Below are 22,176 nucleotides of genomic sequence, written 5' to 3'. Positions count from 1 at the left end.
AACAACTAAATAAAATCAACCAGATTGCCCCTCTCTCTAATTCTTACTCCTTTTTCAGTCATTTCAACAATTGCTGCTTCATAAACCGGATCGTGTTCAAAGAGCAAGATCGCCTGTTGTTCAACTGCCTCATTTAGAATTTGTTCTTTTTCGGCTAATGTTTGAAGCGGGCGTACGTCGTAGCTCATAATCCAGGGTAATGGAATATGGAAAGAGGATGGGAACAAGTCCGCCGCATAAATTATTTTTTTTCCTTGATATTGAATCACAGGTAGCATCATTTCTTCAGTATGTCCATTGACATGCAAAAAGCTGATGGATTCGAACGGTGTACCGCCGTTTTCGATAAAACTCAGTTGTCCGCTCTCCTGAATTGGTATGATATTTTCATGCAAAAACGAAGCTTTTTCGCGTGCATTCGGATAGATAGCCCACTGCCAGTGTCGTTCATTGGACCAATAGGTTGCTTTCGGAAAAGTGTTAATAAGCTTTCCATTGGTGTCATATTTGACTGCACCACCAACATGGTCGAAATGCAGGTGCGTTAATATTACGTCAGTAATCTCCTCGGGTTTGAAACCGGCTTTGGCGATAGAAGATAATAATGTCGCGTCTCCATGTAAGTCATAAAATCCAAAAAATTTGTCATCCTGTTTGTCGCCTAATCCCGTGTCTATCAGTATCAAACGATCGCCATCTTCAATCAAAAGACAACGCATTGCCCACCTGCAAAGATTTTTATCATCTGCAGGATTATGCTTATTCCAAAGTGATTTCGGTACAACGCCAAACATTGCGCCGCCGTCAAGTTTAAAAAAACCGGTATCTATGACATGGATCTTCATGGAAGGGGAGATTTCGTTTTGTGTCGTCTTATAGTTATGCTGTCGGAGTGTTGGTGGCAATGGTGAGTAGGTCAACGGTGAAGAATCGGATCGTCAATTCTGTTAACTAAGTGACGACAGTCACTGCAATTCCCAAACTCCAAGCCATTAGCTAACATATGCAATTTTTGGCAAAACCCTTATTGATCAAAAACTAAATTCATCGTGAACGAACATAAAAAGCCTGGTTTCTTTAATATATATTCCATCCTGCTTGCATTTCTATGTCTGAATGGCCCCGCTTTAGCTCAAAAACCTTTGGTAAAGTATGTCAACACGCTAATCGGGACAGCCCCTTCCGCAACGGAAAGTGCGAAGTCGCATAGCGAGGCTGGCAGTGAATTGAAAGGGCAGACTATACCTTCCGTCAGTGTGCCAAATGGAATGACGCAATGGACACCGCAGAGCCGTGCAACCGAGACAAAATGCATTGCGCCATATTATTATAATGATTCTCTTTTTCAAGGCTTTAGGGGTACTCACTGGCTCAACGGCTCTTGCGTACAAGACTATGGTACTGTGACGATTATGCCTGTTTCAGGCGAATTGGCTGTTCTTCCGGAACAACGCGCTTCCTCATATATGCACACGAAAGAAGAAGCCGCTCCCGATTATTATAAAGTATGGCTTGATCGCTACAATATTGCTGCTGAGGTTACAGCCACGGCTCGGGCGGCAGTGATGCGTTTCAGCTTTACAAATGATGACGAAGCCTTTTTGGTCATTGAACCAAACAGCGACGAAGGGCAGGGGTATATCGAAATTTACGCTGAAAAAGGGGAAATTGTTGGTTACAATCCCGTGCACCGTATTTATCAGGGAAGTGGCCAGCCTGCCGGAATCAGTGGTTATTTTGTGATCAAATTGGATACAAAGATCAGCCAATACGGGACGTGGCAGGAGGAAACGATCAAGCTCATGAACAAGATGAGTATGGGGAAAGGAGAGCGTGAAAAGATGGGGGCATATGTCGGGTTCGGTAAAGGGAAAAAGGTAGTTACGGTACAGGTCGGAACTTCATTTACAAGTATTGAAGGTGCTCGCCGTAATTTGGCGGCAGAGGTTTCTGGTAAAACATTTGAGGCTATCCGCTTGTCAAACCAACAGATATGGAACACTGCATTAGGAAAAATGCAGGCCAAGGGTTCTGAGCAGGATAAGGAATTGTTTTACAGTGCTTTGTACAGAACAAAATTGTCGCCCCGCCTTTTTTCCGACGTAGACGGTGGCTATCCGTCGTTTGCGGGAGGTACGCCGGAACAGAAAGCAGAAGGCTTTCAATATTACAACGATTTCAGTATGTGGGATACCTTCCGGGCCGCTTTGCCTTTGGGTAATATTCTCGAACCAAAGCAAGCCGGCGACTTGATGCAATCGCTCGTAAAAATGGCTGAACAGGGTGGGTGGATGCCCATTTTCCCTTGCTGGAATCACTACACAGCGGCCATGGTCGGCGACCATGCGATATCGGCGATTTCGGACGCATATGTCAAAAATGTGCGGAATTTTGATGTGAAAACTGCCTATACATACCTGCGGAAAAATGCCTTTGAAGTTAATGCAGACAGGAAGAGTTATGAATCTGGAAAAGGCCGACGGGCGATGGAGTCATATTTGAAATATGGATATGTGCCCTTGGAAGACAGTGTCTGGCAGGCTTTTCACAAACGCGAACAGGTGTCGCGTACACTGGAATACGCGTTTGATGATTTTTGTCTTTCAAAAATGGCACTTGGTTTAGGCGAGAAAAAGGATGCAGCAGATTTGGAAAAAAGAGCCCTCAACTATAAAAATGTGATCGATCCGGAAACTGGCTATGCGAGAGGGAGATATGCGGATGGGCGCTGGATCAGTCCGTTTGATCCTTTTGCAAAAAGGGTAAGCTTCATTACTGAAGGGTCGCCGGCTCAGTATACCTGGTTTGTACCCCAGGATATCCCCGGACTGGTCAGTCTTATTGGCGGCAAAAGTCGCTTCATTGCCAAATTGGATACGCTTTTTGAGCAGGGATATTACTGGCATGGCAACGAGCCCAATCATCAGATTTCTTACCTATATACCTACGGTGGACAGCCCTGGAAAACACAAAAATGGGTTCGGAAAATTCTGTCCGAAGAATATGATACATCCCCGGGCGGCCTAAGCGGGAACGAAGACGGAGGCCAGATGTCAGCCTGGCTGGTATTTAGTATGGCCGGTTTCTATCCCGTAACTCCTGCAACACCCGTTTACATTCTGGGTAGCCCTGTTTTTGAGGAAATGATACTCAAAACCGGTGAGGGAAAATCCTTTAAAATTGAAGCAAAAGGTGTCTCCGAAAAAGCCAGGTATATCCAATCTGCAACATTAAACGGCAATGCTTTCACCAAAACTTACCTGCTCCACGACCAGCTTCTAAAAGGCGGCAAACTCATATTGCAGATGGGCGAAAAACCGAATGAGAAATGGGGAACAGGGGTTGAAGATGTGCCTTGAAGAAGGGAGGAAGGAAAGGACGAAGGGAGGATGAAGGAAGGATGAAGGAAGGGAGGAGGGGGGAAGGGGATGGCAAACTGAAATTTTCTCGCAAAGCATTAATATAACCAACCAGCATTGATTGAGTGGCGAATTTGAACCCGCAGTTCCTTCCTCCCTCGTTCCCCTCCTCCGTTCTCCCTTCTTTCAAACATCATTTCTTAAGTATAAAATTGTCTGAAACTACGTTATTGCCTAATACTGTTTGGAGTTTTGGGCGGTCTTCCTTATTTTACGATACTTACCATCTTCCTTAACTCATCTGATGAATCGTAGAAATTTTTTCGAAAAGGCCTTGCCAGCGAGCTTTGCGGTAGGAGCTGTGGCTAGTGCCTGTGCTCCGAATTCTCCCAAGTTATATGCAGACAAGCATTATCATATCAACAAAGGATATCATCAGATACCTAAGCTGCGGCTTTCGATGGATCGGATTGTGAAGGAAACCGTGGGTTTGCGGCCGTTTCGGGCATCTGGTCCGCGGATCGAATCGCAGCAGCTGGGAAGCAAAACGTTGGTTCATAATTACGGGCATGGCGGAAGTGGCTGGTCGTTGTCTTGGGGAACGGGAAATATGGCGAGGAATATGGTATTGGCGACGAAGGAAAAGAAGGTGGCGGTCATTGGATGTGGTACGGTGGGCATTGCAACATCAAGGTTGTTGCAGGAAAGTGGATGTGAGGTTACGATTTATACGAAAGATGTACCACCGAGTGTGACAAGTAATCTGGCAACAGGAACCTGGTCGCCGGCGTCGCGGGTTTGCGATGTGAAGGTTGCCAAGCCTGAGTTTCAGAAGATATGGGAAGAGGCAACGCGGTTTTCCTTTCGCCGGTTTCAATTTATGCTGGGCATGGACGATATAGCCTGTTGGGCCGAAGAGTACAGCGTTTTTGCTGAGGAACCGGTATATGTGGCAGGAGGAGGAGGTGAGGATTTCGAGCTTCACGGTCTTATGCCTGAAAGAGTAAGATTGAGCTCGAAAGAGCACCCGTTTAAAGCTGATTATGTGACGAGACGCTCCAATTTGATGTTCAATATCCCGACTTACCTGCGCCAAAATCTGAATGACTTTCTGCTTTTTGGAGGTAAAGTGAAGATTCAGGAAATCAAAAGTCTGGAAGATATCGACGCGCTTCCGGAGAAAGTGGTTGTCAATTGTATGGGATTGGGGGCAAAAGCAGTTATGAACGATGAAGAACTTACTCCCGTTTCGGGCCAGCTTTCCTGTCTGATTCCGCAGTCGGACGTGAATTATAAGCTATACACTAAGGGAGCAAATTTCATTTCGCGCAAAGACGGTATCTATATCGGAAGTAACGGGATTATCGGTAACTGGGACACGACCCCAAGCAAAGAACAAACGGAAAAAACGGTGGGCATTCTCATGAAATTGATGGAGGATATGAAAGGGTAGTTGTCAGCCATTAGTTGTCAGCTTTTCGTTCGATCAGGAATATTCGGATGTTTAGCAATATTTATTAAAGTATGCAGGAAGACGAAACATCGCGAAGGGTTTCGTCTTTTCGTACTTTTTGGAATTTTAAGATACAAAAAGATCTCGCAGACATTAGATCGCTATGAATTTGAGTAAGACAACACGTCCTTTAACTGAATTTTTCTGGGCTGCAATCCCATTTGTTACTGCGATTATCATAATGCTGATATTTTTCGGTTTCCCTCAAAATGGAACTGTATCCTTGCAACTTTACGATACTTATTTTGCAGTACCATCTTGGATCGCCTTTATCCCGCCATTTCTGGTAGCAACATTTTTAGTTTATTTTGTTAAATGTTTTCTTAATTCGTTTGCTTCCGCCATATCAAATTTCATTTTGTTGGTTTCCGGATTGGTAATCGTTATTTCAATCACGGTTTCTATAAAGAAATATTCGAATATGTTCGCAGAAGCGTGGAGTATACTTCCGCCGATGTTAGCAATGAGTTCTGAAAAGATTGTGAATATGCAACTGGCGTTATTGCTGGATTTATTAGTTAACTATTTGATAGCGTTGCAAATAGGGGTCACTTTAATGTTGCTCTATGCACTGTATCGCAGGGGCGGAAATAAGTTGACATGAAAACGGCATGAGACTTTCCGGAAACGAAAGATGGGTATATTGGTTTTAGAACCGTAGGCTCGATAGTTTAAAATAGATAGTTCAACTACTTTATAATATGAACATCAAATCCCACGAAGCCAACCATATCAAAATAGCCGAATTGCAGGCTGAGAATATGGCTATTGCCAATGTTGGTGATGCAACTGATTTGTTGGGGAATCTATATTTTCAGGGTTTTGATCATGTCATCATCCATCAACACCATATCACCCCTGATTTTTTTGATCTGAAATCGGGTGTGGCGGGCGATATACTTCAGAAGTTTTCCAATTATCGGGTACGTTTAGCCATTGTCGGTAATTTTGAAGGTTTTCAAAGCAAGAGTATGAAGGACTTTATTTTTGAAAGCAATAAGTTAGGTAGTATCAATTTTGTTGATTCTGTGTCGGAGGCGATAACTAGGCTATCTGCGTGAAGATTTCACTGTCAAATATTCTTATCAATCCATAAATAACTATAAAACAACGAGTTAATGTATTCTCTTTCTGATGAAAATTATATGGTCTGGTAAATTTTATGTGTAGTAATTTCTTTAAATTGAGCTCCATTCTTCTGCTGGTTTCAATAATTCAGTTTCGCTCGATATATGAGTTTACTTCAATATTACTGGCCGATATTAATTATCGCTTTTTTTTGTGCAAGTGCTAATGCTCAACAGTCAAAAGGCAAGCCGGATGATTCGGGTAATTCTGAGATTTATCGGCAATATGATATCAAACTGAAGGAGCTGGAAAAGAGTCGTGCTGCTGATTCTCTTCGTCGCGTAATACTGGAAGAGGAGATAACAAAACTCGCCTCTACTGATAATTTGAAAAGGCGGGAATTGCTGGAGCAGATCGAGACCATTGAGCAACAAAGGGTTAGTCGCTTAGCGCAGAAAAAAGAACAGATCGAAAAGCTTCGGAGCAAGATTAAAGGGTATCCTGTGTTAGGCTTTTTTGAAGATACGCTCTTTAAAATTTATTCAAAGGCGGGGATGTTATCGGCCAGCGAACGGGCCCAAACCGTGACGCAGCGTATCAATAAGTTGGGTTCGGAATTATTATTTCGCCGCGATTCCCTTAAGATTGTTCCAAATGAGAATACGGTCGATGTGATGTTCCGCGACCAGATTCTTTTAAGTATCACTGAAAACGATGCCATTTGGAGTAATATCAGCCAGCACGAAGCAGCGGTTTTAACACGTGATAAAATTGCAAAGGAAGTAGAGCGATATAACAACGAAAGCAGTTTTTCCACTCTTGCCAAGAAGGCCGGACTGGCTGTGGCCGTTCTGGTCGCGCTTTCCCTGATTATTATATATATAGGGAAGCTATTTAGTTTTATAACACATCGAATTGAGATTCATAAAGACAGATACCTGCACGGGATTCACATAGGTGACTACGAGCTTTTAGACGTCAGGCGTCAACTAAGTTTTATCAGTACTGTCGGCAGGTTGATCAAATGGGTTTTGGTCATTCTTATTATATATATCGCGCTGCCACTATTGTTCGGTATCTTTCCTTGGACGGAAAATCTGGCAGGTCTTTTGATCAGTTATATAACGGATCCCACGATAAAAATCCTTCAGTCTATCTACGAATATCTTCCGAACCTTTTTACGATCCTGGTAATTGTCATTTTCTTCAAATATGTCTTGAAAGCGCTTCGGTTTTTGCGGCATGAAATTGAGCGGGGGCAATTAGAAATCGACGGTTTTTATGCAGACTGGGCAGCTCCAACCTTCCAAATAGTCCGCGTCTTGATTCTGGCGTTTATGCTGGTGGTTATTTTTCCTTATCTTCCAGGAAGTCAATCGCCTGTATTTCAAGGAGTTTCAGTATTCTTGGGGTTTTTGTTTACTTTCGGCTCTGCGAGTTCGCTGTCCAATATCATCTCGGGTCTTGTGCTCACCTATATGCGACTTTTCAAAATTGGTGACCGGATCAGGATAGGGGATGTAACAGGCGATGTGATCGAGAAATCATTACTTGTGACCCGCGTCAAAACGCCGAAGAATGAAATAGTATCAATCCCGAATTCGTCGATTATGAACAATCATACGACTAATTTCACCACTGAGGCAGAAGGGAAAGGACTTATAATTTATTCGACCGTGACCATAGGCTATGACGTGCCCTGGCACAAAATGCATGAAGCCTTAATTGAGGCGGCACTACGGACGGATGATATCCTCAGCGATCCCGCTCCATTTGTGTTGCAAACTGGCCTGGAGGATTTCTACGTGGCCTATCAGATCAACGCGTACATCCATTTGGCGTCGCAGCAAAATAGGATATACTCTGCCCTGCATCAGAATATTCAGGATGTTTGTGCCGAGCGCGACATTGAAATCATGTCGCCACATTACCGTGCTCAGCGAGACGGTACTGTGAGTACTATCCCCAAAATTGATCTTGATCTGGAAAAGAAAAATGAGGATTGAGCAAAGGACAAAGTCAGGCTTTATCCTCATTTTCGAAATTTTTCAATTTTTGCTAACGGGGTGCATCATGTTTATTTCAAAACCTTCTCAATACAGGTTTCGCTGTATCGTCTTCAACGTTTTCGTCTCTGTTCCAGTTTCAACTTCCAATAGATAAGGAACAGTGGTTGCCGGAGATAATTTCAATTTGACATTGGCTCCCTCCGTCTCAAACGGAACATTTTGACCGCCGTCCAAACGTGATATCTTTTTGAATTTAACCTTATCCGGTACCGGCAAAGTAAGTTCGGTCAAATCCTTGTTTAATATGTGCAGGTATATCTTCGTGCCTTTCCGGGTTGCGGCAAAATCCGTTGTTGGTTCATATGGTCCGCCATTGGTACTGTAGAAAGCTTCACCGTTCTTTTTTAACCAGGAACCCATTTCCAAAAGCATATCTGTCTGCCGTTTTTCAAACCGTCCATCAGGCATTGGGCCCACATTATATAACAGATTTCCACCGCCACCAACAGTTTTTGAAAGTGTTAAAAGACTTGTTTCCAGGCCTTTCATCTTGTCGTTTGGCTTCCAAGCCCACTGCTCACAAATGGTCATACAGGTTTCCCATGGTGAAGTGACATTATATGCTCCGACATGCTGCTCGGGACATTCCCAATCTCCTGCATATTTCTGTGCGTCCATCACTTTTTTGCCTTCTATACCAATAATCGCTTTGTCAACCCGATCATTGATAATCAGATTACCCTTCAATCCACGCAGATATGCATATAGATCCATACCCATTTCGTGCGTATAACAGTCTTCCCAGCCACCGTCAAACCATATCAGGAATGGATCGTAATTATCGATGATTTCTTTTAACTGGTTCTTCATGTAGACCAGATATTTGCTCATATCGGATGTCGACAATGGGCGTGGATCGCCGCCGTAACGGGTGGCATAATCCGGATGATGCCAGTCGGCAATAGAGTAATATACCCCAAAATCAATCCCGTATTTTTTACACGCAGCTGCCAGTTCTTTGAGAATATCTCTTTTATAGGGCGTCGACATCATGTCGTAATCGGTATACTTCGAATCCCAGAGACAGAATCCGTCGTGGTGTTTACTCGTTATTACGATATACTTCATACCGGCCGCTTTCGCTGTTTTTATCCACGTATCCGCATTAAACAAGACAGGGTTGAATTCTTTATACAGTGAATCGTAGTCCGTAATCGGAATAGTCCTTCCTCTTGACCAACCGATTTCCACACCTCGCAACGTGATAGGTCCCCAGTGGAGAAACATCCCAAATCGATCATCCTGAAAATGAGCAAGTGCTTCTTTATTAGTTTTCAAATTTGGATTGGCTTCTCCACCGCCAAATCGCTGGGCCTGTGTAGAAAGGGTGGTCAAGATTAAAGCAACGGATAGTGCGAATTTTTGATATTTCATGGGTTTAGGAATAAAAAGGGATTAAGGGGAAAGGGGTTAACAGGTTAAAGGTCAACGGGCTGGTCTCGTTCAAACGCAGAGTTAAAGGAGTAAATCGCTGAGTTACGCGGAATATATCTCTCTGCGAAACTCAGCGTAAAACTCTGTGCGCTCAGCGTTTAATCTTCATCAAAAAAGCTGAAACTCATTAATGCCGACATATCCTTTTGAATCCAATATGGCCAGACGGAATTTTTGGGCTGTTACTGGGGTAATGCTTTTTTTCCATTCACCCATTTGATTTCCACTGGCGATGGTTATCCATTTTCCATTCTGGAAATATTGGATCTCAAACTGTGTGATCTTCGAATTCTTATAGACTTTTTCGCTGAGTTTGATCTCGTCAACTGTAGCAGGTTTTCCAAGGTCGACGTCGAGATATCCTTTATGATTAAATAGCGCCATGCATTCTTCTGATTCGTAATGCAGTTTTTTACCATAATATTGAGTGAAATCTACATCTGAACGTCGGCCCGGTTTCCAGCATGTTTTGGCATTGTCATCAAAGGCCGCTTTTGGATCATGAAGGAATTGCCCCATCGAACTTGAAGCGGTCGCCGTTTTGCCATATGCCAACGATTTTGTGGTTGAGATGGGAATGACAGGGCGCAATGTGGCTGCTGGTTTGTCCAAAGTAAATTCAATAATTGTTGCGATAGAATCGCGCAGGTTTAACGGGACGTTGAGTTGAATACCGGTTTTGGTTTGAGTAAAACTGACAGACGGCCCATTCAGCAAATTAGCTTTGGTAATTTTTGCAGGTAAAGCAGGCAGGTCAATACTGGCAGATGAGTTTGTCAGCAAATGCAGGTATACCTTGTTGCCACGATAGGAGCTGATGTAGTCGGTTGCAGGAGTGAATACGCCGCCTCGGGTGCCATATACTGCTTCTTTATTCTTCGCAAGCCAGTCTCCCATTTCATGCGCTCTTTCGACAAAGTTGGGTGGGAAAACCCCGAGACTATCAGGGCCGATGTTGAAAAGCAAGTTTCCGTTTCCGCCTACACAGCGAAGCAAGGTATGGGTGGATTCTTTCAGGCTACGGGGTGTATCGTTGAATTTCCAGGCCCATTGGTGGCCCATATTGGTACAGGTTTCCCAAGGCACTGAGCTATATCCTGCCACAAATCCTTCGGGAGTTGTATAATCCGCATATTTCCCAAGATATGCATGGGACTCATCCGGATTAAAGGGCTCTAGTCTGTTATTAATAATAATGCCCGGTTGAAGTTTACGCGCCATATCAAAGATCCTCTTGGGTTCGATCGGGCTCGGATCTCCTTCGTAATCAATCCATAACAGACTGATTTTGCCATAGTTGGTCAGCAACTCCCGAGCCTGTTCGACAGCGCGATCGGCAAAGACAGGGTTCGTCTTTGGATCACGGCAATCCGGATCTTTCCAGTCGGCAACGGAGAAGTACCAGCCTATTGGCATTCCAGCTTTATGAGCCGCTTCTGCCAATTCTTTACAAACATCCCGGTTAAAGGGAGTATTCATAATATTGTATTCAATGGTCTTGGTATTGAAAAGGCAAAAGCCGTCGTGGTGTTTGGCAGTCAGTACGATATATTTCATACCGGAAGCCTTTGCCAGTTCAACCCACTTTGTGGCGTTGAACTGGCTCGGATTGAATTTCAGATAGAGGGAATCGTATTTTGTAGCTCCATAACCTTTTCGTGACCAGCTGATTTCCTTCCCGATTCTCGACACCGGTCCCCAGTGGATAAAAAGGCCCATTTTGGCGTCTTTCCACCAATCGAGTCTTTCAGATGGTTTCGTATTTTGCGCAAAACCGCTCAACGTACAAAGCAATAACAGGGTTAAACAAATGCTGGATTTCATGCTTTAACAGGTTCTAATTTTACAATTTGATGACCACTCTTGGCGTAATACACCAGGTAAGAATAGCATATTAAGGGAATAATAAATGCCCATTTGATGCCGAACGAGTCGGATATAAGGCCCATCAAAGGAGGAACAACAGCTCCGCCCACGATACTCATAATGATAAGCGACGAGCCGGTTTTGGTAAATGCACCCAGATCTTTTATGCTGAGTGTGAACAGGATAGGGTACATGACCGAAGTGCAAAGTCCGACGACGGACAATGCATAAACCGACAAATATCCCGTGCTTGCCATGGATATAGTGACGAGCACGATCGCCGATGCCGAACACGCTGCCAGCATTTTTGGTGGATTTAAGCTGCGGAGCCAGTATGCTCCTGCAAGCCGGCCGGTTAAAACCAGAGCCATGTATAAGGTAATGAACAATGCAGCATCACGTTCGGTCAAGCCGTTAATGCCGCTGGCTTTGGCATATCGAATCAGAAAGCTCACCACGCCAACTTCGGCTCCGAGGTAGCAGAAAACGCCGACGGCGCCCAACACTGTATGTCTGAATTTGAATATTGATTTAAGGCTGACCCGGCCTTCACCATCCTCTTTTATCTGGGGTAATTTTATAAAAAACAACAGACCGCCGATAACCACAAAAAGTCCCCCCAGGCTCAGATATGGCGTTTTTACCAATTGCGCTTCAGAATTGAGATGATTAACAAGTTCTGTTGAATTGAACTGCGCTACCGTAGCAGTCGGTATATCCGTAGCATGTAATAAAAATTGGCTGCCAATGTACGGGCCTATAGTTGCTCCGATGGATCCCACTGCCGACGCTAAGCTCAATCGGCTGGAGGCCCTGTCCGGATCTCCCAAAATGGAGATATACGGTGTGGCTGTCACTTCCAGAAAAGTAAAACCAGCTGCCATAATAAATAATGCTGCCAGAAAAAGTGGATAAAAACGGGTGTCGGCGGCAGGTATAAACAAGAATGCACCCGCTGCAGCAGTAAGCAAACCGGTGATCATGCCTGCGCGATATCCATACTTTTTAATATACTGCCCCACCGGAAGAGCCAAAAGGAAATACCCCCCGAAAAAAGCTGATTGCACTAGTGATGACTGGAAATCAGTAAGTTGGCAAGCTCTTTTTAGATGCGGAATCAATATGTCGTTGATATTGCGACTAAGGTTCCAGATGAACATCAGGCTCATGACCACCAAAAGAGGCACAACAACGCCGGTGCGGGTTTTCATTAAAGGCAATCGTTAAGTAAAAAAACTGGTGTCATTTCGGCCCAATGTTCGTTGGGCTGTGCTTCGGGTAATTTTTGTTGAAATCCTTCCATAAAAGCTGCCCATTCTGGTTGGCGTGGCATCGAACCCATGAGTTCAAAGGCGGCTTTCAGATCTGTGTTTTCTTCATGATCCAAAATCATAAATAGGTGATTTCCAATTCGGTATATCTGCATATCGAGTATTCCACCCACTTTGATTCCTTTCGGTATCTCAGGCCAGATGTTTTCCGGGCGGTGAATATTCTCATATTCAGCGATCAGCTGCGGGTCATTTTTCAGATCCAGCGCCATGCAGGTTCTCGTGGTTGGCATATGCTTATTTTTTATAACCTAGTTCTGCTCCACCACTCACCGGCATGATGCAGCCCGTAACAAAACGGGCCGAATCAGAAACCAGGAAGACGGCCACGTCGGCGATAACATCTCCCTCAGGACAATATCCCAGCGCGTGAATATTGTCAAGATATTGTTCAATTTGTTGAGTGTCTGGTTGTTCCTGAGACCACTTTCTGAGCATTGGTGTCCATACTCCAGCCGGACAAACTGCATTTACGCGAATACCAAAAGGCGCGTAGTCCAAGGCCATTGCTTTTGTTAGTGCACTCATTCCGCCCTTCGTGGCCACATATGCAGCATGATTTTCCTGGCCTATCTCTCCAACCATGCTACTTGTGTTTAGGATACAACCTTTGGTTTTCTTCAAAGCATCTAATCCGTGCACAGTCGTCCAGTATACACTTTTCAGATTGACAGAAAACAGATTATCCCATTCCTGTTCTGTTGTTTGATCAAGGGGTTTGGATGGACTTGCGATGCCGGCATTATTGTGAATGATATCAATCCGGCCGAAAGCTTCAATCGCCGAGTTGACCGCATTTTTTACATCTTCACCCTTCTCTACATCGCCAAGTGATATCAAGACAAACTCTTTTCCGAGTTCGGCTTGCAACAAATTCAACCTTTCATGATCCCGATCCATTACTAGCAGCCGAGCACCTTCCTTTACATATGCTTCCGCACAAGCCCGGCCAATACCTGCGGCTCCGCCAGTCAAAAAAACAATCTTGTCATTCAAAACTCCCATTGAACCGCTTTTTGCTGTTGGAAATTGGTTAATTTTTTATGTGTGTATGGTGTGGAGTTTTTAACCTTTGGGGAGTTAGCTGTTAATTGTGGCCCTTCGCCCAGTTGGCAAGGGTTAATTGTTAGCAAGCGTCTCCAAAACATGATATTGCTTTCATAACTAGGCAATTAGCTTTCGAGAATGGTCATGCGCCCCAGAACGAGTGATGTCTAACCAATCGCCAACCCCTAACAGCTAAAAACTAATAGCTACTTGAGGTCGCTGCTACTCCCTGCTTCCTGCGGAACCTGGTAATATGCGTCCACAATGTTCACAGGATTAACAAAATATTGCTTTAAATGCGGAATATGCTCTAAAAATAAATTTTCGTGCCCCATCCCGACGTGGTTAAACAAAACCAGATGCTGATGGATTTGTCCCATATCACCCACATGAGGAACTACCGGAATGCCCATTTTTTTAGACAAAAGACTGATCGTCAAAAACTCCGAGATACCGCCAACCCGAACGGCATCTACCTGGCAAAAGTCCATAGCCTTCGCCAGGAAAAAGTTTTTGAAAATCACCTTGTTCGGGATATGTTCGCCGGTCGCAACTTTGAGTGGCGCAATCGCCCGGGCGATGGTTTGGTGTCCGTAAACATCATCCGGGTGCGTAGGCTCTTCGATCCAAAACGGATTGATGTCGCCTAGTTTTTTACAAATATCCAATGCCTGCGGAACGTTCCATTTCTGATTCGCATCAACCATGATCGTCGCCTGATCGCCAGCGATTTTACGGATCAGACCAGCCCGGCGTATATCTCTGGACGGATCTTCGGATCCGACCTTTAACTTCAAGGCAGTGAATCCGTTAGCCATAGCCCTTTTAGTATTTTCAACAATCCTTTCGTCTGAGAAATTGAACCAACCCACCGAAGTATCATATCCCTTGTACCCGGTCTTTAAAACTTCGCATCTCGATTCACGTGTGGCTAAATTCTCTGTCAGTATATCCAGTGCTTGATCTCGCGTCAATATATCTTCCAGGTAACTCAGATCCAGTGTATTGACCAGTTGTTCAGGAGTTAAATCCAGCAATAACTTCCAAAGCGGAACCTGACGGGATTTGGCCCAGAGGTCATAACAAGCATTGACAATAGCAGCCAGAGCCAGATGCACAACACCTTTGTGTGGCCCAAGCCAGCGAAACGATGGAGAGTCGACCATTTGGCGATAAGTCACCGAGAAATCGGACATCAACTCCTCAATTTCCCTTCCCTGAACGCATTGGCTTAAATATTCGATTGCCTTGCAAACCAAATCTGTTCCGGCGCCCAGGGTAAAAGCGAGTCCGATGCCGTCCGTAAGTGAATTTGTCTTCAGGATACATACAGCATATGCATATTGCGGAGTGGTATGGGTTGCATCGGACCCCGCACCTTCTGCCAAAATAAATCTCCTGTCTTGTACCTCAATAGAGCGAATGATCATCGTTTTATTATCAATATAGTACTAGTATACTATAGGGCCGGGAGGAAGTTATTCCTTTAATAAATCAATTATGAGTTTGAACGATACAAAAAAAGATTAAAAAATCACGAATTCCCAATTATTGATTGATAATATTACGTACTATATTTGCATTGTATTTTGAATGATTTGTTATGAAAGCCACCTACACACTTCTGCCCGATTTTACGACCACGATCCGACCGTTTGTGATCAGAGAAATTGTGCGGCCGCAGTTCTCCTCAGACTTCCATTTTCATGACGAATGCCAGTTGGTATATGTTGTTTCTGGCAGCGGAAAGCGAATAATCGGAGATTCGATAGAGAGTTTTGAGCCGGGCGATATGACTTTTATAGGCCCTAACGTTCCTCATGTATGGTATTCAAATGGTGCGACACCTGATAACCCAAACCCTGATATTTCCATTGCGTTATATGTCAAGCCCGATCTGCTTGAAGGAGGATTAAAGCACTTGATCAACACCGATACTTTGAAGCAATTTTTTATCCAGGCAGAAAGAGGGTTGGTTGTTGTAGGAGAAAAAAAGGAGGTCATTACCCAACTGATGAAAGATATGCTGGGTCAGAATGGAATTCCGTTGCTTTCCAGTGTACTACAAATATTATCTCAACTCGTTGATCCTGAAGATGTCCGATGGTTGAGCGAGCCGAGTATTTTATCAGCGTACGCTACACGTAACGAAGGCAGGGTCTCGAAAACGATATCTTATATACATCAAAATTTCCGGGAGGAGATTTCGCTTGAAGAGGCGGCTTCTGTTGCAGGTATGCAGCTTCACTCATTTTGCCGTTTTTTCAAAACACTCACGAGCCGCACTTTTACTGATTTTCTAAACGAAGTCAGGATCGGTTTTTCCTGCAAACTTTTGCAACAGTCGGATCTGACGATTACGCAAATCGGTTTCGAATCCGGTTTCTCCAATATCTCCTATTTCAACCGTTCATTTAAAAAAATCAAAGGACAAACCCCGTCTGAATATAGGCTTGAGAGGGGTGGGAAGGGTATTTGAGAAAGATGAGCAAGCTTTCTCACAATAAATAAATCGAACATTTTCTTGTGCCAGTACTCATTATTGATACCTTGACCACTTAGTTCAAAAACACTTAACGCCCGTGAGAAAACAGCCCGGATTAGAAACGTAATTATTAATTTCAACTTTGGTTTGACTATTAATCTCTTCAACTAGTAGATAACTGCTCCTTTAATATGAAAAGAAATGTCCTGATTATCAGCCTTCTATTGTTTTCCGTTATAACTTTTGCCCAATCAAATCTAACCCCTGAGATGCTCTGGAAATTAGGTAGGGTGTCTGGTATGGGTATATCGAAAGATAAAAAGCAGGTGATCTATTCGGTGAGTACTATCGATATGGCCGACAACAGAAGCAATCGAAAACTGTATGCTATTCCCGTTGCTGGCGGAGATGCGCAGGAGATTCAAAACACGGACGCTTATCTGGCGAACGACCGTATTTCTGCAGATGGGAGGTATATCATTTCGAGTCAGGATGTGAAGGAGGAAAATGTGACAGGTGCTGACAAATATCCGGATCTGGCTAAATCCAATGCATATATTTATACATCACTTAATTATCGTCATTGGGATACTTGGGAAGATGGCAAATTTGGGCATGTTTTTGTGGCTCCATATGCGGATGGGAAAGCAGGTGAAGGTAAAGACATCATGGCGGGAGAGAAATTTGACTGTCCGCAAAAACCATTTGGCGGTGATGAAGACTATATCTGGCATCCGGACAGCAAGCACGTGCTATATGTAACCAAGAAAAAATCCGGGACTGCATATGCGGTGAGTACCAACACGGATCTGTATGAATATGATATCGAGAGCGGGAAAACCAGGAATCTGACCGAGCTTAACTTGGGCTACGACATAGCTCCTGCCTATAATCCCAAAGGTGAGCTGGCCTGGCTTCAAATGAAAAGAGATGGGTATGAGGCTGATAAACAGGATATTGTGGTAAGTAATGGTGTGAGTTCATTAAACCTGACGGCTCAGCGTGACGATATTCATGTAGAAGGATTTAAATGGGCAGATGACGGCAGCTATATCTATTTCACAGCGCCCATCGACGGTACTTTGCAACTTTTCAGAGTTAATTATCCCGGACTGACCAGAATGGCTGTTCGCATTGAACAAATTACAAAAGGCGATTTTGATATTGCGGGAATTGTGGGTGAGGCGGGTGATAAAATGATCGTTTCCAGAACGGACATCAATCATGCGACCGAGCTTTTTTCTGTTGATAAATCCTCAGGACAATTGATGCAGTTGACGCATGTGAACGATAAAATGTATTCGGATATCGGTATGTGCAAGACCGAGAGAAAGTGGGTTACAACGACTGACGGAAAGAAAATGTTGGTTTGGGTTGTGTATCCTCCAAATTTCGATCCTGCAAAAAAATACCCGACTTTGCTATACTGTCAGGGTGGGCCGCAGGCCGCATTGACACAATTTTATTCTTTCCGCTGGAATTTTCAATTGATAGCTTCGCAGGGATATATCGTGGTAGCTCCTAATCGCCGGGGTATGCCTGGGCATGGTACGCTTTGGAATGAGCAGGTGAGTAAAGACTGGGGTGGTCAGGTAATTCAGGATTATCTGAGCGCGATTGATTCGGAATCAAAACAACCTTATGTTGACAAAACGCGACTAGGGTGTGTAGGCGCAAGTTTTGGAGGCTTTTCTGTTTTTGCATTAGAAGGTATTCATAACGGCCGTTTCAAAACCTTTATTTCTCACGACGGTGTTTTTGATTTCCGAAGCATGTATGGCACCACGGACGAAATGTTTTTCGAGAATTGGGAAAAGGGAGGAAGCTATTGGGATAAGAACAATAAAGTGGCGCAACGGTCTTTTAGCCAATCGCCAAGCAACTTCGTTGATCAGTGGAAAACTCCGATTTTTATTATACAGGGAGGAAAAGACTATCGCGTCCCAATCGAACAAGGTCAGCAGGCATTTCAGGCGGTGCAGCTGAAGGGCATCAAAAGCAAATTCCTATATCTCCCCGACGAAAATCACTGGGTTCTCAATCCGCAAAACGCGATTGTTTGGCAGCGAGAATTTTTTGGGTGGCTGAAGGAGACTTTGTGAGGGTTGACTATTCTTTTATCGCGTTACAAACGCTTAACCAACTGAAACCGATTACAAATCGGTTTCAGCTCAAGCTAACTTCGATTTGCAATCGAAGTTGCATGGTACAGCGTTTGCAACGCGAATCACCGCTGCGACTGCAAATTTCGCTAGGATATCTATCGCGTTAAAAACGCTTAACCAGCTAAAACCGATTACAAATCAGTTTTAGCTCAAGCTAACTTCGATTTGCAATCGAAGTTGCATGGTATAGCGTTTGCAACGCGAATCACCGCTGCAATTGCAAATTCGGTTTTCGCTAGGATATCTATCGCGTTAAAAACGCTTAACCAGCTAAAACCGATTACAAATCGGTTTCAGCTCAAGCTAACTTCGATTTGCAATCGAAGTTGCATGGTATAGCGTTTGTAACGCGAATCACCAATAATAACAAGTCAGGTGAAGATATCCGGAAGCACTATTTTTCTTTGTTCAATATCTCCAATATCGTAACATCACGCACCTTATTAGATTCCGCATCATGATAGTAAAAGGCTTCGAGCTTCCGGGCTTTTCGTGTGTCGCTGATTCCCCGCTCTATTTTTTCGCGATATTCTTCAAGCGATCTGCAGTAATAATGGTTTAACTGAATTTTTTGCACGCTGATATCAGAAGTTGCATCATCAATCGAAACAAAATTTTCGTTAACACATTGTTTGTCATTGGTATAGCGAAAACAATGAGACTTAAATGCCGATTTTACATACTTAGGTTGGACAATACTTTTGATATGACTGTTTGCCGAAAATTCTTCATCCGAACGCATCGTAAAACTCTCCAACTGTGGTTTATTTGTTCGGTGCAAATGTCCGTTTGAGCCAAATATCAACCAGTTTACACCCAATCCGCCGTAATTTTCATATTCTCTCAAGAATTCAGGAAGGTTGCCGCTATCGTTTTTAGGCACAATAAATTCGTCGATATCAATGAAAGCTATCCACTGCGAAGTATTCCCATATTTTTTCAGACAGTGTTGATAGGCTTTCACGTGCATTGCTTTCCCGGGAAACTCTGTGACGGTGGCATATTGCAGTAAATTTAGATTCTCGAGAATATTTCTAACCGGGGTCTTACTGCCATTATCATAGATAAAAAAATGCTTCACACCGATTTTTCTATGATACTCTATCCATTCCTGAAAATACTGGTCTTCATCTTTTACAATGCAGCATATCGACAAATCATACGTTACCGGAACAGGTTTGGAAGAGAAAAATGAGCGGAAAAATTTAATGAAATCTGGCATTGATAATAAAAAAAATGAATTTTAAGACCCAAATAACGGATATAGGGCCGAAAGAACTATAAACTCAGCATCAATATTTGATATTGAAGTACATATTTGAAAACCTTTCTAAGCAGTTATGGTTGCAGGCGGCTAACTTCGATTTGCAATCGAAGTTGCATGGTAAAGCGTTTGCAGCGCAGATGTCGATTTGACAATATTAGGATAAAATGAGCCGATTCATGGAAATTTTAAATTGCCGTAGACATATGAAAAAGAGCGTAGTAAATTAGCCACTAAAAAAATACAGTACCGACAAATACGCAATATGATCATTGATTTGAGAAGTGATACCATCACAAGACCCACGAGAGGAATGCAGGAAGCAATGTGGAGTGCTGCGGTAGGTGATGATGTTTTTGGCGACGATCCGACGGTCAATGCTTTACAGGAAAAAGCAGCCACTCTGTTTGGTATGGAAGATGCGCTGTTTTGTCCGTCTGGTACGATGACTAATCAGCTGGCTATCAAAGTTCATACCTTGCCTGGGAGTGATGTAATCTGTGATAAATACTCGCATATCTATTTATATGAAGGTGGTGGGATTATGATGAATTCCCTTTCATCGGTCAAACTTCTGGATGGTGAAAGAGGAAGGTTAACGGCAGCGCAGGTCGCAGAGGCGATCAGTCCGGTGAACGATATCCATTCGACCGTTACGAGATTAGTTTCTTTGGAAAATACAATGAACAAGGGCGGCGGTGCTTTTTATGATTTTGAGGAGATAAAAAGAATCAAGGAAGTGTGTGTGGCAAATGAAATTCCCCTGCATTTGGACGGCGCCCGTCTTTTTAACGCTTTGGTCGAAACGCCGGAGACGACGGAGCAATACGGGCAAGTCTTTGACACGATCAGTATCTGCCTTTCCAAAGGTTTGGGTTGTCCGGTCGGCTCATTGCTTTTAGGTTCAAAAGCATCGGTTACCAAGGCCAGACGCTTCAGGAAAGTACTGGGCGGAGGCTGGCGTCAGGCAGGATTTCTGGCTGCTGCTGGTATATATGCGCTTGATAATCATATAGAGCGGCTTATAGAGGATCATGTTCGTGCAAGGAAAGTTGCCGCGATATTTTCAACACTTCCGGAAGTCCAGGAAATTTTCCCGGTAGATACCAATATCGTAATTATAAGGCTGGACGCAGCGGTATCTGAAAGGGATTATGTGCAGGATTTGTCCAAAAAAGGAATTCTGGCTTCTGCTTTCGGCAAAAATCTGGTCAGGTTCGTAACGCATCTGGATTTTACAGATGAGCATTTGGAATTATTGGAAAAGATTGTTTTGTATCGTGCGGGTTAGATATTAAATACTACTTTTCTTAAACCATTTAAGGGTACAGTCATTAAGTCCTGACTTTTCTTAACCCCTGATAGTTTAATCAAAAACCGTCAAGAAATTAAGGGCTATTAAGACTTGAACTTTCTGAAAAGTTCAAACAATTAAACTACCGGAATCGACTCCTCGTACTCATACTCCGAGTTGGGACCCTGATAGATTATGGTCATACCTTCCAGATCGGCCACATAGGACTGTATCCCGGCTGCACCGATTTCCCGCAGGAATGTGATATAGTCGATCTGGCCCTCCTGGGTCTTTTTGATCGCTTCTTTTACTTTTTCCAACTCAAAAGTTTCTGCACATTCGAAGGGCTCAAACTTCCCGTGAACAATCAGTTTTTCCCCATTCCTGGCAGTATATGTAGTTTTTTGGGATCCCACTTTCACCACATAATTGTCAATCCCCACTGCTTTCAGATTTTTTACAAGGTGTGGGTAGGGAAGCCCGGCTGACTTCTGGTCAACCGATTCGATTAGCTCTTCTGTTAATTCAATAAACTCCATATATGCTAATAATAAGAATATTCTAATTTAATTTCTGATTGTGTTAATGGCTTCAACCCACTCTTTCTTTTTACAAACGGGACACTCGTTTATGCCGAACGTCAATTCATCTGTGTGCCCGCAAAATGAACAGCTATATTTTCCTGGAAAGTCGATTGTAACATGCTTTTTCTCAAAGGCTTTCGGAAGAATAGGTAGTCCGAATTTTACTTTTGCGTCCGGAAAAAAAAATACGCTCACTTCACCTGACGGTTCAAGAAACGCATTTCTGACTTGTCCTAAGTGCTCAACTCCCCGTATTCTAAGTTCCGAAAAAAATTCGTCCTGCGCCAACACTTCTTTTTTAAAAGTTGTAACTGAAAAACGACCTTCCTCTATCAGACATACGGTTTTTCCTTCCACTAATACCTCGAACCACTTACTTTTGCCGGTCAGCCAGGTAACAAAGCGGTAGAGTGCTATCACGGTTGCAAATACCACGAAGGCTGGCAACAGCCCCACGTCATGGTAAAACATCGGGTCACCGGCGGCCGAACCTAATGCGATGATAATCACCGTTTCAAAAATAGATAATTGCCGAACTCCTCGTTTTCCTGTCGCCCTTAGTGCGATAAGTACAACAGAAAACATCACCATCGACCGAAAGATAACTTCAAACAGGAATTTTAAAGGGAGCTCATTTACCAAGAGCCGTTCCCATTCAAAAATTTCTTTCATCTATTTTATGTGAAGCCATAATTCT

At 43.5% G+C, this 22,176-nt stretch carries 18 protein-coding genes; 8 read left to right on the top strand and 10 right to left on the bottom strand.

From position 1 onward, the window contains the following. Positions 1-5 precede the first annotated feature (5 nt). The gene (locus AC1XUD_RS12085) at positions 6-845 is read right to left on the bottom strand and encodes an MBL fold metallo-hydrolase (protein WP_483361258.1); all 840 of its coding nucleotides are present in this window, start codon (positions 843-845) and stop codon (positions 6-8) included. 204 nt (positions 846-1,049) lie between these two features. Here AC1XUD_RS12085 and AC1XUD_RS12080 point away from each other — a divergent pair, with 204 nt between their 5' ends. The 5 genes from AC1XUD_RS12080 to AC1XUD_RS12060 all read left to right on the top strand — a co-directional run bounded on the left by AC1XUD_RS12080 (position 1,050) and on the right by AC1XUD_RS12060 (position 7,946). Beyond that, positions 1,050-3,359 (top strand): GH92 family glycosyl hydrolase, encoded by a 2,310-nt coding sequence (locus AC1XUD_RS12080; protein WP_483361257.1) that lies wholly within the window; start codon positions 1,050-1,052, stop codon positions 3,357-3,359. Between the two features lie 304 nt (positions 3,360-3,663). After that, the gene (locus AC1XUD_RS12075; protein ID WP_483361256.1) at positions 3,664-4,812 is read left to right on the top strand and encodes an FAD-dependent oxidoreductase; all 1,149 of its coding nucleotides are present in this window, start codon (positions 3,664-3,666) and stop codon (positions 4,810-4,812) included. 163 nt (positions 4,813-4,975) lie between these two features. Next, entirely contained in the window at positions 4,976-5,476 is a 501-nt protein-coding gene (locus AC1XUD_RS12070) for a hypothetical protein (RefSeq protein ID WP_483361255.1), read from the top strand. 97 nt (positions 5,477-5,573) lie between these two features. After that, positions 5,574-5,933 (top strand): DUF4180 domain-containing protein, encoded by a 360-nt coding sequence (locus tag AC1XUD_RS12065; protein WP_483361254.1) that lies wholly within the window; start codon positions 5,574-5,576, stop codon positions 5,931-5,933. Positions 5,934-6,104: 171 nt separating this feature from the next. Then, a complete protein-coding gene (locus AC1XUD_RS12060; RefSeq protein ID WP_483361253.1) occupies positions 6,105-7,946 on the top strand; it encodes a mechanosensitive ion channel family protein in 1,842 nt (613 codons plus the stop codon). Between the two features lie 87 nt (positions 7,947-8,033). On the opposite strand, the gene AC1XUD_RS12055 is transcribed toward AC1XUD_RS12060, so the two are convergent. The 6 genes from AC1XUD_RS12055 to AC1XUD_RS12030 all read right to left on the bottom strand — a co-directional run bounded on the left by AC1XUD_RS12055 (position 8,034) and on the right by AC1XUD_RS12030 (position 15,117). Further along, entirely contained in the window at positions 8,034-9,383 is a 1,350-nt protein-coding gene (locus tag AC1XUD_RS12055) for an alpha-L-fucosidase (protein WP_483361252.1), read from the bottom strand. Between the two features lie 168 nt (positions 9,384-9,551). After that, entirely contained in the window at positions 9,552-11,267 is a 1,716-nt protein-coding gene (locus AC1XUD_RS12050) for an alpha-L-fucosidase (RefSeq protein WP_483361251.1), read from the bottom strand. Beyond that, positions 11,264-12,520 (bottom strand): L-fucose:H+ symporter permease, encoded by a 1,257-nt coding sequence (gene fucP, locus AC1XUD_RS12045; RefSeq protein ID WP_483361250.1) that lies wholly within the window; start codon positions 12,518-12,520, stop codon positions 11,264-11,266. The genes AC1XUD_RS12050 and fucP overlap by 4 nt, the downstream gene beginning before the upstream one ends. Then, on the bottom strand, positions 12,520-12,873 hold the full coding sequence (locus AC1XUD_RS12040; RefSeq protein ID WP_483361249.1) for an L-rhamnose mutarotase: 354 nt from the start codon (positions 12,871-12,873) through the stop codon (positions 12,520-12,522). Before AC1XUD_RS12040 ends, fucP begins: the two co-directional genes overlap by 1 nt. Before the next feature lie 4 nt (positions 12,874-12,877). Beyond that, on the bottom strand, positions 12,878-13,645 hold the full coding sequence (locus AC1XUD_RS12035) for an SDR family NAD(P)-dependent oxidoreductase (RefSeq protein ID WP_483361248.1): 768 nt from the start codon (positions 13,643-13,645) through the stop codon (positions 12,878-12,880). A gap of 248 nt (positions 13,646-13,893) precedes the next feature. After that, entirely contained in the window at positions 13,894-15,117 is a 1,224-nt protein-coding gene (locus AC1XUD_RS12030) for an enolase C-terminal domain-like protein (protein ID WP_483361247.1), read from the bottom strand. 173 nt (positions 15,118-15,290) lie between these two features. Between AC1XUD_RS12030 and AC1XUD_RS12025 the strand changes: the two genes are divergently transcribed. Continuing rightward, positions 15,291-16,166 carry an AraC family transcriptional regulator gene (locus AC1XUD_RS12025; RefSeq protein ID WP_483361246.1) on the top strand — a complete coding sequence of 292 codons (876 nt, stop codon included), beginning with the start codon at positions 15,291-15,293 and terminating at the stop codon, positions 16,164-16,166. Positions 16,167-16,363: 197 nt separating this feature from the next. Further along, entirely contained in the window at positions 16,364-18,274 is a 1,911-nt protein-coding gene (locus AC1XUD_RS12020; protein WP_483361245.1) for a S9 family peptidase, read from the top strand. 457 nt (positions 18,275-18,731) lie between these two features. Here the strand turns inward: AC1XUD_RS12020 and AC1XUD_RS12015 are convergent, their stop codons facing one another. Then, complete coding sequence (locus AC1XUD_RS12015) at positions 18,732-19,559, bottom strand: glycosyltransferase family 92 protein (RefSeq protein WP_483361244.1); 828 nt, start codon at positions 19,557-19,559, stop codon at positions 18,732-18,734. 307 nt (positions 19,560-19,866) lie between these two features. Between AC1XUD_RS12015 and AC1XUD_RS12010 the strand changes: the two genes are divergently transcribed. After that, a complete protein-coding gene (locus tag AC1XUD_RS12010; protein WP_483361243.1) occupies positions 19,867-20,892 on the top strand; it encodes a threonine aldolase family protein in 1,026 nt (341 codons plus the stop codon). A 140-nt stretch (positions 20,893-21,032) separates the two neighbouring features. Here the strand turns inward: AC1XUD_RS12010 and AC1XUD_RS12005 are convergent, their stop codons facing one another. Together AC1XUD_RS12005 and AC1XUD_RS12000 are read right to left on the bottom strand one after the other, a co-directional pair. Next, on the bottom strand, positions 21,033-21,434 hold the full coding sequence (locus AC1XUD_RS12005; RefSeq protein WP_483361242.1) for a DUF1398 family protein: 402 nt from the start codon (positions 21,432-21,434) through the stop codon (positions 21,033-21,035). Between the two features lie 27 nt (positions 21,435-21,461). Beyond that, a complete protein-coding gene (locus AC1XUD_RS12000; protein WP_483361241.1) occupies positions 21,462-22,151 on the bottom strand; it encodes a DUF421 domain-containing protein in 690 nt (229 codons plus the stop codon). Between the last annotated feature and the right edge of the window lie 25 nt (positions 22,152-22,176).

The sequence above is a fragment of the Dyadobacter sp. HNCC25DJ184 genome (genome assembly GCF_056895215.1).
This window is presented reverse-complemented; position numbering and strand designations above follow the sequence as displayed.

Excerpts from the sequence above, each read along its gene's own strand:
- AC1XUD_RS12000 (WP_483361241.1), bottom strand. The coding sequence starts at position 22,151 with ATGAAAGAAATTTTTGAATGGGAACGGCTCTTGGTAAATGAGCTCCCT.
- AC1XUD_RS12065 (WP_483361254.1), top strand. The coding sequence starts at position 5,574 with ATGAACATCAAATCCCACGAAGCCAACCATATCAAAATAGCCGAATTG.
- AC1XUD_RS12055 (WP_483361252.1), bottom strand. The coding sequence starts at position 9,383 with ATGAAATATCAAAAATTCGCACTATCCGTTGCTTTAATCTTGACCACC.
- AC1XUD_RS12085 (WP_483361258.1), bottom strand. The coding sequence starts at position 845 with ATGAAGATCCATGTCATAGATACCGGTTTTTTTAAACTTGACGGCGGC.
- AC1XUD_RS12050 (WP_483361251.1), bottom strand. The coding sequence starts at position 11,267 with ATGAAATCCAGCATTTGTTTAACCCTGTTATTGCTTTGTACGTTGAGC.
- AC1XUD_RS12005 (WP_483361242.1), bottom strand. The coding sequence starts at position 21,434 with ATGGAGTTTATTGAATTAACAGAAGAGCTAATCGAATCGGTTGACCAG.
- AC1XUD_RS12025 (WP_483361246.1), top strand. The coding sequence starts at position 15,291 with ATGAAAGCCACCTACACACTTCTGCCCGATTTTACGACCACGATCCGA.
- AC1XUD_RS12035 (WP_483361248.1), bottom strand. The coding sequence starts at position 13,645 with ATGGGAGTTTTGAATGACAAGATTGTTTTTTTGACTGGCGGAGCCGCA.
- AC1XUD_RS12010 (WP_483361243.1), top strand. The coding sequence starts at position 19,867 with ATGATCATTGATTTGAGAAGTGATACCATCACAAGACCCACGAGAGGA.
- AC1XUD_RS12060 (WP_483361253.1), top strand. The coding sequence starts at position 6,105 with ATGAGTTTACTTCAATATTACTGGCCGATATTAATTATCGCTTTTTTT.
- fucP (WP_483361250.1), bottom strand. The coding sequence starts at position 12,520 with ATGAAAACCCGCACCGGCGTTGTTGTGCCTCTTTTGGTGGTCATGAGC.
- AC1XUD_RS12030 (WP_483361247.1), bottom strand. The coding sequence starts at position 15,117 with ATGATCATTCGCTCTATTGAGGTACAAGACAGGAGATTTATTTTGGCA.
- AC1XUD_RS12040 (WP_483361249.1), bottom strand. The coding sequence starts at position 12,873 with ATGCCAACCACGAGAACCTGCATGGCGCTGGATCTGAAAAATGACCCG.
- AC1XUD_RS12015 (WP_483361244.1), bottom strand. The coding sequence starts at position 19,559 with ATGCCAGATTTCATTAAATTTTTCCGCTCATTTTTCTCTTCCAAACCT.
- AC1XUD_RS12070 (WP_483361255.1), top strand. The coding sequence starts at position 4,976 with ATGAATTTGAGTAAGACAACACGTCCTTTAACTGAATTTTTCTGGGCT.
- AC1XUD_RS12075 (WP_483361256.1), top strand. The coding sequence starts at position 3,664 with ATGAATCGTAGAAATTTTTTCGAAAAGGCCTTGCCAGCGAGCTTTGCG.
- AC1XUD_RS12020 (WP_483361245.1), top strand. The coding sequence starts at position 16,364 with ATGAAAAGAAATGTCCTGATTATCAGCCTTCTATTGTTTTCCGTTATA.